The 14,913-nt window shown below is 65.4% G+C and carries 11 protein-coding genes; 2 read left to right on the top strand and 9 right to left on the bottom strand.

The window, feature by feature from the left end:
* Position 1: 1 nt before the first annotated feature.
* From MHY20_RS04380 to MHY20_RS04370, 3 genes are read right to left on the bottom strand one after another with little or no spacing between them, the layout of a single operon-like run.
* Positions 2–2,152: a DUF6541 family protein gene (locus MHY20_RS04380; protein WP_239375118.1), complete on the bottom strand. Its 2,151-nt coding sequence runs from the start codon at positions 2,150–2,152 to the stop codon at positions 2–4.
* The gene (locus tag MHY20_RS04375) at positions 2,149–4,512 is read right to left on the bottom strand and encodes a glycosyltransferase (RefSeq protein WP_239375116.1); all 2,364 of its coding nucleotides are present in this window, start codon (positions 4,510–4,512) and stop codon (positions 2,149–2,151) included. Before MHY20_RS04375 ends, MHY20_RS04380 begins: the two co-directional genes overlap by 4 nt.
* Complete coding sequence (locus MHY20_RS04370) at positions 4,509–5,789, bottom strand: oligosaccharide flippase family protein (RefSeq protein WP_239375113.1); 1,281 nt, start codon at positions 5,787–5,789, stop codon at positions 4,509–4,511. The genes MHY20_RS04375 and MHY20_RS04370 overlap by 4 nt, the downstream gene beginning before the upstream one ends.
* A 239-nt stretch (positions 5,790–6,028) precedes the next feature.
* On the opposite strand from MHY20_RS04370, the gene MHY20_RS04365 reads away from it, so the two are divergent.
* Both MHY20_RS04365 and MHY20_RS04360 read left to right on the top strand, forming a co-directional pair.
* The gene (locus MHY20_RS04365) at positions 6,029–7,564 is read left to right on the top strand and encodes a hypothetical protein (RefSeq protein WP_239375110.1); all 1,536 of its coding nucleotides are present in this window, start codon (positions 6,029–6,031) and stop codon (positions 7,562–7,564) included.
* 57 nt (positions 7,565–7,621) lie between these two features.
* The gene (locus MHY20_RS04360; RefSeq protein WP_259923380.1) at positions 7,622–8,755 is read left to right on the top strand and encodes a glycosyltransferase; all 1,134 of its coding nucleotides are present in this window, start codon (positions 7,622–7,624) and stop codon (positions 8,753–8,755) included.
* Positions 8,756–9,474: 719 nt separating this feature from the next.
* Here MHY20_RS04360 and MHY20_RS04355 read toward each other — a convergent pair.
* From MHY20_RS04355 to purE, 6 genes are all read right to left on the bottom strand, one after another.
* The gene (locus tag MHY20_RS04355) at positions 9,475–10,215 is read right to left on the bottom strand and encodes an ATP-binding cassette domain-containing protein (protein WP_239375107.1); all 741 of its coding nucleotides are present in this window, start codon (positions 10,213–10,215) and stop codon (positions 9,475–9,477) included.
* A 116-nt stretch (positions 10,216–10,331) separates the two neighbouring features.
* Positions 10,332–10,703: a hypothetical protein gene (locus MHY20_RS04350; RefSeq protein WP_239375104.1), complete on the bottom strand. Its 372-nt coding sequence runs from the start codon at positions 10,701–10,703 to the stop codon at positions 10,332–10,334.
* Positions 10,704–11,414: 711 nt separating this feature from the next.
* Positions 11,415–12,428 (bottom strand): Gfo/Idh/MocA family oxidoreductase, encoded by a 1,014-nt coding sequence (locus MHY20_RS04345; RefSeq protein ID WP_239375101.1) that lies wholly within the window; start codon positions 12,426–12,428, stop codon positions 11,415–11,417.
* Positions 12,429–12,430: 2 nt separating this feature from the next.
* A complete protein-coding gene (locus tag MHY20_RS04340) occupies positions 12,431–13,534 on the bottom strand; it encodes a DegT/DnrJ/EryC1/StrS family aminotransferase (protein ID WP_239375098.1) in 1,104 nt (367 codons plus the stop codon).
* Entirely contained in the window at positions 13,531–14,256 is a 726-nt protein-coding gene (locus MHY20_RS04335) for an acyltransferase (RefSeq protein WP_239375095.1), read from the bottom strand. The genes MHY20_RS04340 and MHY20_RS04335 overlap by 4 nt, the downstream gene beginning before the upstream one ends.
* A gap of 30 nt (positions 14,257–14,286) precedes the next feature.
* On the bottom strand, positions 14,287–14,766 hold the full coding sequence (gene purE, locus MHY20_RS04330; protein WP_239375265.1) for a 5-(carboxyamino)imidazole ribonucleotide mutase: 480 nt from the start codon (positions 14,764–14,766) through the stop codon (positions 14,287–14,289).
* Positions 14,767–14,913 lie beyond the last annotated feature (147 nt).

Genomic DNA, 14,913 nt, shown 5'->3' with positions numbered 1-14,913 from the left:
GTCAGTCTCGGCTCATCCGGGTGCCACCACTTCCGCCGCCGTTCGCACCGGGGAACACCGGTTCGTCCGGATAAGGTGCACTGAGAACAGGGTTCTTTCTTGTGCTGCGGTCCCACCAGTCGCGGGGCGGGTCGATCGGGCCACAGGCATCGATCCGCCACACACGTGCGTCGCCGCCCTCAGCAACCAAGGTGAACCCCGAACCCGTGTCTACGCCGTAGAATCCCGGGGCGAACTCTTCGCGCTCATGCCCGGAATAGAATTTGCTGGTGTCCTCATAGAAGTACGCAACACCGTAATGATCGAGGATCGTGCACACCAACGGGTCGGAGGTGATGTCGTCGAAGTGCTTATAAAGGTATTCACCATCGAAGTCGATTGCCCTAGGATTCACTTGGGTGAATACCGATTGAGCGTCGGAATAGAGCGGCACATAGGCGACACCGGATGCTGGGTCGCCTATGATCACGGACCCCGCCGGGACCGACCGATCCAGATCCTTGAGCATCGCGAGCTCGGCCTCACTGGACACCGGGTGATGAAGCGGCGACTCTGCACCGACTGATTTCGCGTAGCCGATGGTCAGCAGCATCGCCATCATCGTGTGGAGGACGACGAACCCCGCAGTCCAGGCCATAAAGAAAAGCCTGCCCGGCTTCGCCAGAGCCCGCACCGGCCTCGCCCAGGCATCAGGTGTGCCGAGCATTCGGTCGATCACCACAGCAACGAGCATCGACACAAAGATGTTCTGCACAGCGAACAGCCGATAAGTATCCGAATACCACAGGCCCGACACGCTCGACAGAACCGGAAGTGGGAAATAGGTTCCGAGGATCAGCGGCACCAGCATCAGCCAGGCGGATGTGACCCACCGGGTCCGTTGATCACGCCACGCCAGGACGGCCCCAGCCAGGATAAGCGGTACAAAGATGAGCAGGTACCCGAGAACCATCGGAGGGTTGTTACCCACGGGCCAGTTCACCGCCGTACTCACGATCTTCGACAGCGCACCATCCCAGTTCGCAGTCGAGTCGCGCGAAAGATAGCCGCGGACCTTCGTCGGAGACGTCATGGCCAGAACAGCGACGACCACTGCGAGGGCGACACTGCCACCGGTAACCAGGCGCCGCTTGGGGGTCCAGCGGCGCCCCTGAACCTTGAAGACTCGCAGCCCCGCGTACACCGCGACGGGGATCATGACCCAGACAATTGTGAAGAACACCGATGGGTGCGTCAGCACCGCTCCTGCGAAGGCCACACCAGTGGCCGCCACAACGGTCAGCGCATAACTGTGCCGTTTGCGTGCTCTCCCCCACCGGAACCCGTTCCGCATCGTGACGATGAGTGCAAGAACGCCCGGAAGCATGGCGAAGCCGAGCCCATTCGGCCAAAAGGTCTTCGCCAGCACTATGTAACTCGGGAACGCAGGAAATCCAGCCGCCACTACGACACTCAGGACGGTCATCCAAGGTCGGTCAGGGAACACTTCCCGCGTCAGCGCGACCAGACCGATGACGAAGACGACGATGGGAACCAGATAGCCCATTACGTTCGCGCCGGTCACAATGTCCGTGATCGGGAGGGCAAGGAATGTGAGCGCGTGCCACACGCTTGGGTAAGTGACGTGAAGAGTGCGGAAGCCGTAGTTGAAGTCCATGGCCGAGAACATGGACGCATCACCGGAATGGCCAATCGCGTTGAGCCCGTTGTAGTGGTACATCGGATCGACGCGCGGGCTGGGCACCGTGGGGTCAACCCACTGGAGCAGCGGCACTGCCGTGACGAGACAGAAGAGTACGGTTGCCGCCAGAATGGCCCCCAACTCCGCCCGAGAGGGGCTGGATCCCGGAACCTTTCGGAAGATCCTCGCGGACGGCGGGACGATATAGCGCCGCAGGACAAGCGCTGTGATCACTGCAAGGACCACGACCAGCAGGTACGGCCCCCACCCCCAGTCCACGCGCAGCTTTCGACTGACGATCGCCATTCCCCCTGCGAGGAAGGCAGTCACTGCAGGGCCGGCCGCGAGCGCAAGCATCGTCCTCATCCGCAGAACCCTGAGCACCGCATAGCCCGGACCGACTGTGATGGCCAGCAGCACCGTCAGCAGAGGCACTGAGCTCAGCCACTGCACCAGGTATCCGGCACTCACCGGCGCCGCTCCTCACCGGCCCCGCGACCTACGCGTGGTCCCTGGGGAGCTACGACAGCGGGAGCGAGTTCGTCGATGACCTGGCGTCCGCGGCGAGCCCACGTATGGTTCCACCGCTCTTCCCGAGCGCGTGAAGCGAGGCGCTCCAGGCGGTGCGGTTCGGCGACCAGCTCACGCAGCGCTTCCCGAAACGAGGCTTCGTCGTACTCGATCGCTAGTCCGAATCCAGCTTCTTTGCCCCACTGGGCGGCAAGGGTTCCCTCACTCAGCAGGATCGGTTTGCCATGACTGAGGTACTCGAAGAATTTGATGGGTGCCGCGAAGGTACGGTACTCGATCGGTTCCACGAAGAGCACACAGGCAGACGCTGCGGCATAGTACGGCTCGAGCTCGTGACTGCGCGCATGTACCACCGTCACGCTGTCGTTCATCAGAGGACGATACGACTCGCGATGCCGTTCCCAATCAGCTTCGGGAACCACCATCGTCATACTGACGTCCTCCGTGCTGCTCACAGCCTCCACGCACATATGCATGCCGTACTCGGAACCAAGACCGCCCACGTACAGGAGATGAAGGGGACGGGGCATCGGCGACTCGGTGACGTCGCATCCGGGCGGGAGGGCGCTATAAGTGCCGGGGAGCAACGGAACGACCGGCCCCATCGCCATCGACGGCAGGAAGGTGTGGATCCGCAGCGAACGCAGCACCCACACATCGAACCGGTAGGCAGCCCCCATGACCAGCCGTCGGTACAGGGGAGCCCCGCTCAGTGCTTTGGGGAAGCGCCAGTAGATGTCCCGGTAGAACTGGCCAACAGGAATGCCCCGCCGGTGGGCCCACCAGAAGATCCGAGCGTCGAGGAACGGCGCAATTCCATTCTTCAGCGAAGATGCGAGCACGTTCGGCTGTGTCGAGTTCTCCGAATAGATGAAGGCGGGACGTTCGCCAGCGGCGACACGCGCTCTGAGCTGCCGGAAACCGTACGACCGCTGGCCGGGGCCACCCAGCAGATGACGCACCCTCAGCCCCTGGTCACGCAGTGCTCGCTTCATCTGCAGGGGCCGCAGACGGCTTCCACCCTTGGGTCGATACTCCAAAAAGTATGGGGCATGGAAGACAGCTGAGGGCAGAGCGGCGCGGTCGACCGCGGCCGAGTAGAACTCGTGATGCGACAACGCAAACGCAGCCTCGCTGACGCGTACAGATGCCTGCTTTCTGATCTTCCGGCGGTATGCGGACCGTTGAGCGGCCGACATCGAGGCGTGCTTCTCGGCGCGGCGCCTCATCGCAGCACTGAGGTCGTCCACCAGTTGCTCAGAACTTCCGCCGGCGGGCTGAGCGACAAGCTCAACAAACTCACTGCCCTCCGCATTGCGAGCGTGAGTCCCCGCCCAGGTATCGGTGACGATGAGATCAACACCGCAGATGAGAGCTTCGCTCAGGACCGTGCCACCCGCCTCCCTGACACTCGCCAGGACGAGAGTGTCAGCAGAGTTGAGGACGGCCGGCAAATAGTCCCTCGGCACCTGGCCCATGAACTCGACACGGTCCTCAACACCAAGGCGGGCCGCGGCGCCGCGCAGCTGCGCGACCCGGTCGCCATCGCCCCCGGCGACGATCAAGCGCGCCGGTTCCTGCACAGCGGTAAAGGCTTCCAGGGTCTCTTCCACCCGCTTGTTCGGGTTCAAGTGGGAGATGTGCAGGAGCGTCCACGGAGTCGATCCCCCCGACGAGACGACCCCTGGTTCGTCGTCGCCCGGCTCCGCGATGCGGTTCAAGGACTGAGCGAAGGAATCGGCGACGGGAAGGTCAAGCGTCTGCACACCATCGATCACATAGCGCTCCTGCAGAGCCTCAGCGAACGGAGTCGAAACGGTCGCGACACCGTCGGCATCCCAGATCGCCTGAGTGATGACGTGATCGCGTGCAGTGCCGACACGACGCTCGAGACTGGAGGGACGATGCTCAGTCACGACATAGGGAACTTCCAAGGCAATCGACAGAGCCTGCGCAATACCAGCAGCAGGGTGAACCGAGTGAGCATGGATGACGTCGAAACCCTCAGCACCGGCCTCTGACTTCAGCCCGCGAAGCAGGAGTCGGCTCATCGCCGCGGTCTCCCACCGATGCAGTGGCCGAGCGAAGGCCGGCACCGGGACCTCGACGGTGGTCACTGCGCCGTCGTGCGTGACGGTTGTGCGGGCGAGGGGCCATCGGGAGGCGGGAATGACGCGTGGCACGAGGACCGTGACGCTGTTCCCTGATCGGGACAGCATCTGCGCCTGCTCGCGGAAGAACGAACCATTGAACGGCTGTTCAGCAGTCGGGTACCACGACGGGACCACCAGGATCTTCACGCGTCAGTCTCCTCCTCAGTTGGCTCCTGCACTTCAGGCCCTTCACGGTCGAAGCTGCGGGCAGCGAAATCAGCAAGCACCAGGTTAGTGGCCAGCATCGCCGCCATCAGAATCCCGAGCCACCGGATCGTGGGCAACAGGTCCATGGTCGAGAACTGCAGCAGTGCGAGAGGGCTGGCGCAGAAGACGACGGCGAACATCAGAGACCATTGCTGTTTCCCCGTGACGACGAAGACTGTGGAGATGGGAGATGTGACCAGTTGCATCATCAGCCATGGTGTCAAGGCTCGGGCGATATCCCCGGCGAGGTCCCACTGATGCCCGAAGACCACCGTGAACAGCCACGGCGCCAGCAGATAGAGCAGACCAAAGGGAACCAGCGAGATCAGGAGGGACCGCATCATCGTGAAGCGCACGAGCCGGGTCATGCCACCGGGCTTCACGCGGGCAAGCTTTTGGAAGAACACCTGCGAGATGGCGCTGTTGATCAGGCCGATTGGGACTTGGAGGAGTCGCCACGCCAAATTGAACTGACCGACAGCACCGAGGGCAACCGACCCGATCAACAGAACAATACCGTTGAGCCGGATCGCATCGACCAGCGCAGTGGGCATATTCAGCAGAGGCATCTTCTTGTACTCGGACAGAAGTGCCTTGGCCGACGGGGTGTCGTCGCTGATCGGCTGCACAAGATCCTTCGATCGCAGCCTGAGGTTGACGAATGCCAGCGCCTGCCCAGCCATGGTGCCGAGGATCAGGCCCGGCAAGGTGCGCACTCCCAAAGCTCCGAACGCAAGCTGTCCACCAGATGACGCCACCTGTTGCTGCATCCGGTTCAGAGAAATGGTCTTGTAGTCGGTGCGCCGGTTGAACCAATACTGCAGGACGGTCACCTGGGCAACGAAGAAGATCGTCAGAGCGCCGATGGGCATCCAGCTCGCAAGGTTCTCCGACCCGTACACGGAAATGATCAGATTTCGGCCGACCACAGCGGCCACAGCGAACAGCAGGGCCACCACGATGTTCGAGACTGTGGCGATCCGAGCGATTCGACGCGCAGAGTCGTCGTCTTCCGGCAGCATGATCGCCATATCCATGCGCATGGACGCAATGGTGATCGCGATGGTGGTCAGCGACCCGAAGACGGCGAACTGACCGAAGATCTCGGGAGTGAACATCCGGGCGGTGAAGACCATGGCAACCATGGCGACCGCCTGGGCGAAACCGGTGCCTGTGACCAGAATCCCGATGTTCTTCAACGTCGGGTACTTCGTCATCAGCGCAGTGACCCGTCGCCGCTTTCCGACCGGGGATTCCATCGGACTGACCGGACCCTCCCACTCACATCCAGAGATATAGGAGCGCCAGGCTAGCATGAGGTATCAGCCCGAGTTAGGCCGAGATCACCGAGGAGCCCCCGCCCGTGCGAGACGTCCACACGACCTTCACCTCCCCGTGGCGTGAACGTTCCCCTCAGTCGTTCGAACTCAATGAGGGTGACCGATTCGCTCGGGTCGTGACGTCCGCGGACTCCGTGGTGCTGTCGGCTGACAGACTCCGGTCCTGGCCCATCTTCTATCGAGTCACCGACGACGCCGTGCACATCGCCGATGACGCGTTCAGCTTGGTGCCGGATCGCCCGCGCATGGTGGATGCCGACGCGGGCAGAACCTTCGAGCACACAGGCTTCGTTGTCGGGCAGGAAACCCTGTTCCCTTCGGTGTCCCAGGTGCGCGCCGGACAAGAGGTGCGGATCTGCCGACGGACGGGTGCCGTGACCAGCGACGCCCCCCGCGCTTTGATGCTGACGGATTCCCCGGCCGCAGATGAACCGACCATGACGGCGCGGTTCGACTCCGCCCTCCGGGACAGCATCGACGACCTGGCCAAGCGCGCCGGATCGCGAACCATCGCTCTGCCGATGTCCGCAGGGTGGGATTCACGGCTCCTCGCTTCATTGCTGACCACGTCCGCTATCCCGCGCGATCAGATCCTTGCGTTCACCTACGGTCTCCCCTCGGACGCCGAATCTGTCCGGTCCAAGCAGATCGCGGATTCATTGAACATCCCGTGGGTCAAGACAGAGTTCACGCAGCCGGAGCTCCATCGCGAGTGGCAACGACACGGCGACGAGTCGTTCCTTCGCTGCTCGTCCCGGGGCGCGGCCCTCCCCCACATCCAGGATTGGTACGCGATCCGCTCACTGACCAAGCGGGGAATTCTCTCCTCCGGGTCAATTGTCATTCCGGGGCACACGGTCGTGAGCGCGGCCCGTTTGACGGGACTCGAGCATCTCATCGATCGTCCCGCTTCCTTCACCGATCTATCTGCTGCGATCCTCGCCCACATAACGAAGGTGCACTGCACTTTGCAGGGGCGACCTGGGGCAGCGGCTCGGATCTCCACCGTCCGCCATGCCGCCGCAGATTACGCATCAGCGGAGTTCACCCGCCACGGAGCTCACCTCGATGCCACCATTACGGTCACGCGCCGCCAGATGATGAGCCTCGCCCGACGAGTCTGGCACGAGGAGCGCCAAGCCAAGTACATCCTCAATTCGGTTCGCACCTACGAGCACTTCGGGTTCGACTGGGAGCTTCCCCTGCATTCGCAGGCCGCGTGGGATATCTACACGGCGATGCCAGACTCTGCGATCGCCTCGCGCGACTGGTACGAGGACCTGATCCGCCGCCGGTTCGCCGAGCATCACCCTGCTGCAGTCCAACCCGCCGCTCGTCCCGTCCCCGGACCGTCTGCGCGCCCAACTGCGACAGCTCGGGTTGTCGCATCCGCGAAGAAGGCGGGGTTGGCTGTCGGTCTCGGGGTGGCCGACACCCGGGTACGGCGCCTCCGGCATGTCCGCCGCCACCCACTCGGCTTCCGAGCCTTCCATCCCTCCGCACGGTTCACACCCGTCGCGGTGGGCACACTCCTGGGCAAGAACGTGCTCGGACTCTTTGCACGACTCTTCCTCACCGATCGCTGGCTGCCCCACACTCATCTCTTCACTGAAACTCGGTCCACAACAACCCCCGGGGAAGATCCCCGTTGACGGTCTCGGTGAGATCTGCACGACCGACGATCGACCATCTACTCAGCAAGGACGAACATGGACCACCCCACCGGGAGCATCGCACTGGCTACCGCCCTTTTGGCCATCCCGCCGACCTATTTCGTCACCCAGCACGCCGATGAGCTGATGCGCGAAGGCCGCGGCTACCGTTTCGCCGCGTTTCCTCTCGCGAGCCGTGTGGACGGGGACGCAACATCGGTTCCCATTGTTCCAGCACTTCGTCGCCCTGCCGCCTATCCTCAGCGAGCCTCGTTGGCGAAGTTCGCTATGCCGCTCCAGAGGCGCGCTCTTGTCGCTGCCGCGCCGGATCTGATCCACCAGCACCACGGGACCTGGTCCGGCGGGGCTCGGGCCGCGTCCCGGGCTCTCGGCGTTCCCCTGGTGACCACTCTGCATGGCACCGACGTGGTCAGTGCGGCACGATCCGCCCCGCGCGGGCTGCAGAGGATCCATCAACAGCAGACCCGTGCCGCATTCGATGAGTCGGATCTCCTGCTCGCCGTCAGCGACCACCAGCGCCGGCTCGCCCTCTCCGCAGGGGCCCCAGCTGAGCGTCTGCATGTCCACTACCAGGGCGTCGACACGGACTACTTCCGCCCCGCGTCAGCGATCGAATCCGCGGATCGTCCTCTTCGCCTTCTGTTCGTCGGCGCGCTGATTCCGCAGAAGCGCGCCGATCTGGTCATCGAGGCGTCCGCACTGATCTCGCGACACCAGGAGCACGAACTGCTCATTGTGGGCGACGGACCAGAACGGAGCCGACTGGAGGAGAAGAGCGCCTCCCTCCCGCACGTCCGCATACTCGGGTCCACGGACCGTGATGGAGTACGACAATGGATGCAGCGAAGCGATGCCCTCATCCTGCCGTCCCACAGCGAAGGCGCCGGCTTGGTGATCCTCGAGGCGCAGGCCTGCGGGATGGCCGCGGTGGTCACCGGCGGCGATGGCAAAGCCGAAATGGTTGCCCCCGGGAGGACCGGAACCGTCGTCGACAGCGAGAACCCGTCGGCCGCTGACCTCGCCCACGCCGTGCTGGAATGGATGCCGGACGGTGCTGAAGCCCGCCGCCAGATCGCCGATGCTGCGCGCAGCTTCGTGGTCACTGAGCGGAGCGTCCACGGCGCAGCGGACATTCTCGACACGCACTATCGCACTCTGTTGGGCCGCTGACGTGCTTCTCGTCGCAGCAGCGACGATCAAGAGCCGGTGGGCGATTCGACGGACAGAGCAGTCGCTATGGTGATCGCGAAATCCGTGACCTTTCGCCCGCACCGCAGAAGGGCTTCCATGCTCCCTCACCCCTGCAGGGACGATGCATTACCTCGCTCGTCCATAACCACGCGACGAACGACTCCCGAGTGCTCAAAAGTGCTGGGACTCTGGTCAATGCAGGTGCGGATGTCACCATCATCGCGGTCTCCCGCACCACTCGCGGCGCCTCTGCTGGACGATTCCGCACCGATTCCGGCGTCTCGGTCGTCCGTGTTCCCGAGCTGTCACTGGATTCCCTGCTCAAACCAGCAGCGAAGCGCATCCGATCGCTGCTCGGACTGACCAGCGCGCGCGAGCAGACCGGCGCCGCCCAGGCAGCCCGCGCCCTCCCGAGCAGGACCACACAGGGTGCAGCCCCCACCCGCTCACCGGCGTCTCCCCCGACAGCAGACAGGGCCGCGATCACCCCATCAGCACCCACCCTGCGCCAACGAACCGGCGCGTTTGTGATGCGTGCCTGGGGACCGCTGCACTTGACGGCATACTGGGCTCGCGCCACCGCAGAACTCCTCCGCAAGCGCCCCGACTCGATCCTCGCCAACGACGCGAACACACTCCCACCAGCTGTTCTAGCTGGCCGGATTCTACGCGCAAAAATCGTCTACGACTCCCACGAACTATGGCGTCGGCGCAACGTCCGCCAGGATCACATCCTGGCCCCATTCGTCGAAGCTGTCATCGAACACATCGGCATTCGCTGCGCGGACCGGGTCCTCACAGTGTCCCCGTCGATCGCTGCCTGGCTGCAGCGCACCTACCGACTGCAGCGGAAGCCAGCGCTGCTGCGGAACATTCCCGTTGACAGCCCCACCCCGTCCCGCAGCGATGGACGACTCCGATCCCTCGCTGAGCTGCCTGATGACACCTCTGTCATCGCCTACAGCGGCTCCGCCACAAGCAACCACAGCCTGGAGGAGACGATCAGAGCACTCGCTCATCTCCCCTCCTCCGTTCACTTCGTGATGCTCGCCTTCGGTGATGACGAGTACCTGAGAGGCTTGTTCGCGCAGGCGAAGGACCTCGGTGTCCACGAACGGGTCCACCTGGTGGGGCCCGTTGCCCCGGACCAGGTGACGCAGGCCCTGGCCGACGGAGACGTCGAACAGGGACGCCTCCTGCGGCACGTAGCCGACGGTGCTGCGCCACCGACGGAGCACCGTGGTGATGTCCGTGCCGTCCACGAGGATTCGGCCTTCACTGGGTGTCAGAAGCCCGAGCACCAGATCCACGATCGTGGACTTGCCGGCGCCGGACGTGCCGACGAAGGCGACGGACGCACCCGCGGGAATGCGGAGACTGACGTTGCGGATCGCCGTTTCGTCCCGCACCGGGTAGGTGAAGGAGACTTTCTCGAACACGATGTCGTGCATGCGGTCGGAGAGCTGCCCGCTGTCCGGGCGCTCCTTGTGCTCGACCGCGGCCCTCGACTCGATGATGCGGATCGCATCGTCGCCGAACCCGGAGATCCGCTCCCTCAGTCCCGCTCATACGGGGTGTCTCGCGCCGGGTCTGCGTTCAGACCGGGGCCGACGAGCACAAGGCTCCATTCGGGGTCCTCAGCGCGAAGCTCCTCGAGCACATCGAGGGTGAACACCACGTCCTTGACGGGTTTGATCCAGCCGACCTGAGCGAGCTGCTTGCGGTCCGCGCTGCCCGAGATCTCGGGGCCGAAGACGCGGCTGAGGAAATTGTCGACGGTGACGATGCGACCGGCGTTGTTCACACCGGGGCTGAGGCGCTCCGGCAGTCGATGGACATGCGGGGACACGAACAGGACGCAGTCCACGCGGGAGAAGTCGGTGAACACCGGGAACGGGGTGTACACCTCGAACCGATGGAAGCGCACCGCTGAATGCCGGGGCGAGGTGTCGAGCCGGGCGCCCAGGTGAGGACGTGGTGACCCCATTCGATGAGCGCGGAGTCAGCCCATTCGTACGCCTCCTTCAGCGCAACGGAGGTCGCAAGGCGCTTCCCGCTGGTGACGAAGTCGTTCCGGGCGCGCAGAACACGCTCGCGACTCGGACGCTCCTGCACGGGCAGATCATTGACTTCGAACCGGCGGACCTCGAAGTGCCCATCGGCCTCCAGCGCCTCGATGACCGGCTCCACGAACGTCCAGTTCTTCTGCGCAATGACGAGCAGGGGAATGGGGGGCGCCCTCCCGCCGATCACGCGGCTCCCAGCTGGACCGCTCAGTCGCGGGCGGCGTCGGGCCGAGGAGCAGTGCCCCGAGTTCACTGCTGCGGAGCGGCTGCAGGAACTCGTCGGGGCTGCTGGCCAGCGGGGACCGCGCATGGGAGTAGTGGAGGTTCGGGTGGTAGGCGATCCTCAGGGCCTTGTCGTACCAGCGCAGGGCCTCGTCGACACGGCCGCGTCGATGTTCGTCGTCACCTCGCCGGAGGAACCGGGCCACCTGGCTGCGCCAGTCGGCAGGGGTGTCCGCGGAGTCCAGCTGCCGTTGGACAGCGAAGTACCGGCCGGTGTCGCCCCACCGACCCGGCAGAACCGGGTCAGACCTGTGGCGCGGCCGAGGGCCGCGTTCACAGTCCTGCGAATGTCAGGCGTTGCTGCTCTCGGACGGCAGGCTCACCACCGTGTTGTTCGCCGCGCTCTCCAGCACCGCTTCGACCGCGCGCACCGTGTGGAGGCCGTCACGCATGGTGACGTAGTTGTCGCCCGTGCCGAGGACGGCGTCGCGGAAGGCTTCGTGCTCGGTGGCCAGCGGTTCCTTCCGGTTGAGGGCGTAGCGGATCTTGTCGCCCTCGCTGACGCCGCGGAAGCTGGCGAAGGAGTCCCACATGTTGGTGGTGGATTCGCCGTTCTCGTAGAACCAGAGGTCGGCGGTGACGGTGTCGCCCACGAGGGCGCCCTTCTCGCCGGTGACCACAGTGGTGCGCTCCTTGAACGGGGACAGCCAGTTCACCAGGTGGTTGGTGATGATGCCGTTCTCCAGGCGGCCCGTCACGGACACCATGTCCTCGTATTCGCGGCCGGACTTGCCGGTGGACACCGCTGCGACCGACTGGAAGTGGGACTGCGCCACCCAGGCGGTGAGGTCGAGGTCGTGCGTGGCGAGGTCCTTGACCACGCCCACGTCGGCGATGCGGGCGGGGAAGATCCCCTGCCGGCGGGTGGTGATCTGGTAGAGCTCACCGAGCTGGCCGTCCTCGAGGCGCTTGCGCATCGCCTGCAGGGCCGGGTTGTACCGCTCGATGTAGCCGACAGCGCCGATGAGCCCGCGGGACTCGAACGCTTCGGTGATGGCTTCGGCCTCGTCGATGTCGAACGCGAGGGGCTTCTCCACGAGCGTGTGCACGCCCGCCTCAGCGAGCGTCATCGCAACATCGTGGTGGAAGGCGGTGGGGACGGCGACAACGGCGTAGTCGATGCCGGTCTTCACGAGCTCCTCAACACCGGGAAGGATGTCGTAGCCGGGGGCGGCGCCGTGCGGGTCGCCGCCCGGGTCCGCCACTGCCACGAGGTCCACGCCCTCGAGGTTCATGAGGTTGCGTGCGTGGTGGCGGCCCATCATGCCGAGGCCGATGAGGCCGGCGCGGAGATTCTTCGTCATGCTCAGGCTCCTGCGGTTGCGACCGTGTTCACGGCCTCGACGATGCGGTCACGGTCAGCATCGCTGACGCTCGGGTGGACGGGCAGGGACAGCACCTCTCGGGCCGCCTTCTCCGTGTTCGGCAGGTCGAGCTCCAGCTCGAACGCCGGCAGGCGGTGCACCGGGGTCGGGTAGTACACACCGCAGCCCACGCCGTGCTCCTCACGCAGAGCCTGCGCGAAGCGGTCGCGCTCCTGGGCGGACGCGCCGTCGATGCGGATCGTGTACTGGTGGTACACGTGGGTGGCCCCGTCGGCGACCTTCGGCACCACAACGCCCTGCAGGTGGGCGTCGAAGTGCGCGGCGAGCTCCTGACGACGCTTCGTCCACTCCTCCAGCTTCGTCAGCTGGACGCGGCCGATCGCGGCGTGGATGTCGGTCATGCGGTTGTTGAGGCCGGGGATCTCGTTCGCGTACTGCTTCTCCATGCCCTGGTTGCGCAGCAGGCGGAGGGTGCGGGCGATCTCCGGGCTCTCAGCGGACACCATGCCGCCTTCACCAGAGGTCATGTTCTTGGTGGGGTACAGCGAGAACATCGCCCACTGGCCGAAGGTGCCGACCTGCTGGCCGTTCAGCTCAGCGCCGTGCGCCTGCGCGGCGTCCTCCCCCACGAACAGGCTGTGCTTCTTCGCGATCTCGAGGATGCGGTCCATCGCGGCCGGGTGGCCGTACAGGTGGACCGGCTGGATGCCCACGGTGCGGTCCGTGATGGCGTCCTCGATGGCCGACGGGTCGATGCAGAAGGTGTCGATGTCGATGTCGACGAACACGGGGGTGGCGCCGATGACGGCGACGGAGTTGGCGGTAGCGGCGAAGGTGAACGACGGGACGATGACCTCGTCGCCCGGCTTCACGCCGGAGGCCAGCAGGCCGAGGTGCTGACCGGAGGTGCCGGAGTTGACGGCGACGCATTCACGACTGCCGGCGAGCTGAGCAGAGAACTCCTTCTCGAACTCGGCGACCTCGGGGCCCTGCGCCACCATGCCGGAGGCGAGGACACGGTCGACAGCGCGGCGCTCATCGTCGCCGATGATCGGCTTCGCGGCGGGGATCATGGGCTTGTTCATTCGGAATCCTTCTCGATCTGTACGGTGTCGGAGTCAGTCTCGCCGGAGCCGGCGGGTTCGGTGCTGGTGGCGGGTGCGGGCTGGGAGTCGGCGGCGCGCAGACCGCCGGTGGTCTCGTCGGGGACATACCAGGCGCCGGTCTGGGGGCAGACCCAGGCATCGGTGCCGTCGTCGGCGGGCTTCAGAGGAACCCCTGCGCGGCCCACCCAGGCGAGGCGCTTCGCGGGAACACCCGCCACGAGGGCGTGCGGGGGCACGTCGCGGGTGACGGTGGCGCCGGCGGCGACGGTCGCCCAGGCGCCGATCGTCACGGGGGCGATGCAGACGGCGCGGGCTCCGATGGCGGCGCCCTCCTCCACGGTGACGCCGACGGGCTCCCAGTCACTGGCGTCCTTCGGCGTGAGGTCGGGGTTGACGGCGCGCGGGAAGTGGTCGTTGGTGAAGACGGCGGCGGGGCCGACGAAGACTCCGTCGGCCAGCTTCGCCGGTTCGTACACGAGGGCGTAGTTCTGCACCTTGCAGCCGTGGCCCATGGTGACGCCGGTGCCGATGTAGGCGCCGCGGCCGACGATGCAGTTCTCGCCGAGGACCGCGTTCTCGCGGACCTGTGCCAGGTGCCAGATGGAGGAGCCGTCGCCGATCTGGGCGGCGTCGGAGACGTCGGCGCCGGGCGCGACGCGGAAGCGGCCCTCGCTCGGGGCCGATGCGGTGGAGTCGTTCATGGCTTCGAGCCTACATTTCCCGACTGTCAGTCAGAGGGAGCGGCGCAGCGATTCTCCCTTGGAGACGGCCAGTTCTCGCAGTTCCTGCTGATATGTGACCATCCGCTCACGCAGCTGGGCGCCGTGCTCGGTGTTGTTCGCGCCGAGGATGCGCGCCGCGAGCAGTCCGGCGTTCTTCGCACCGCCGACGGAGACGGTCGCCACCGGCACACCGCCGGGCATCTGCACGATCGACAGCAGGGAGTCCATGCCGTCGAGGTGCTTGAGCGGCACCGGCACCCCGATGACGGGCAGCGTGGTGACGGAGGCGAGCATGCCGGGAAGGTGGGCGGCGCCGCCGGCGCCGGCGATGATGACGCGCAGGCCCCGCGCTTCGGCGGTGCGGCCCCACTCGATCATGTCCTCCGGCATGCGGTGGGCGCTGACCACGCCGACCTCGCATTCGATGCCGAACTCGGTGAGCGCTTCGTGCGCGTCCTTCATGACGGGGTAGTCGGAGTCGGAGCCCATCACGATGCCGACCAGCGGGCGTCCAGCGGCGTCGGCGTCCGGGGCGCCGGTGGCGCCGGAAGCGGTGGAGTCGGCGGCGGGGGTGATGTCAGTCATCGCGTCCTCTTTCGGGAAGGTCAGCGGGTGGTCGGTGGGTGGAAGCGGGGC

This window comes from Helcobacillus sp. ACRRO, from assembly GCF_022347125.1.
In the GTDB taxonomy this organism is placed as follows: Bacteria; Actinomycetota; Actinomycetes; order Actinomycetales; family Dermabacteraceae; genus Helcobacillus; species Helcobacillus massiliensis.
The sequence above is the reverse complement of the archived record's forward strand: the minus strand, read 5'-3'. Positions and strand labels throughout refer to the sequence as shown.

Bases quoted from the DNA above. Each gene is read 5' to 3' on its own strand.
- MHY20_RS04370 (WP_239375113.1), bottom strand. From the start codon at position 5,789: ATGACGAAGTACCCGACGTTGAAGAACATCGGGATTCTGGTCACAGGC.
- MHY20_RS04360 (WP_259923380.1), top strand. From the start codon at position 7,622: ATGGACCACCCCACCGGGAGCATCGCACTGGCTACCGCCCTTTTGGCC.
- MHY20_RS04345 (WP_239375101.1), bottom strand. From the start codon at position 12,428: ATGACGAAGAATCTCCGCGCCGGCCTCATCGGCCTCGGCATGATGGGC.
- MHY20_RS04340 (WP_239375098.1), bottom strand. From the start codon at position 13,534: ATGAACAAGCCCATGATCCCCGCCGCGAAGCCGATCATCGGCGACGAT.
- MHY20_RS04335 (WP_239375095.1), bottom strand. From the start codon at position 14,256: ATGAACGACTCCACCGCATCGGCCCCGAGCGAGGGCCGCTTCCGCGTC.
- purE (WP_239375265.1), bottom strand. From the start codon at position 14,766: ATGGGCTCCGACTCCGACTACCCCGTCATGAAGGACGCGCACGAAGCG.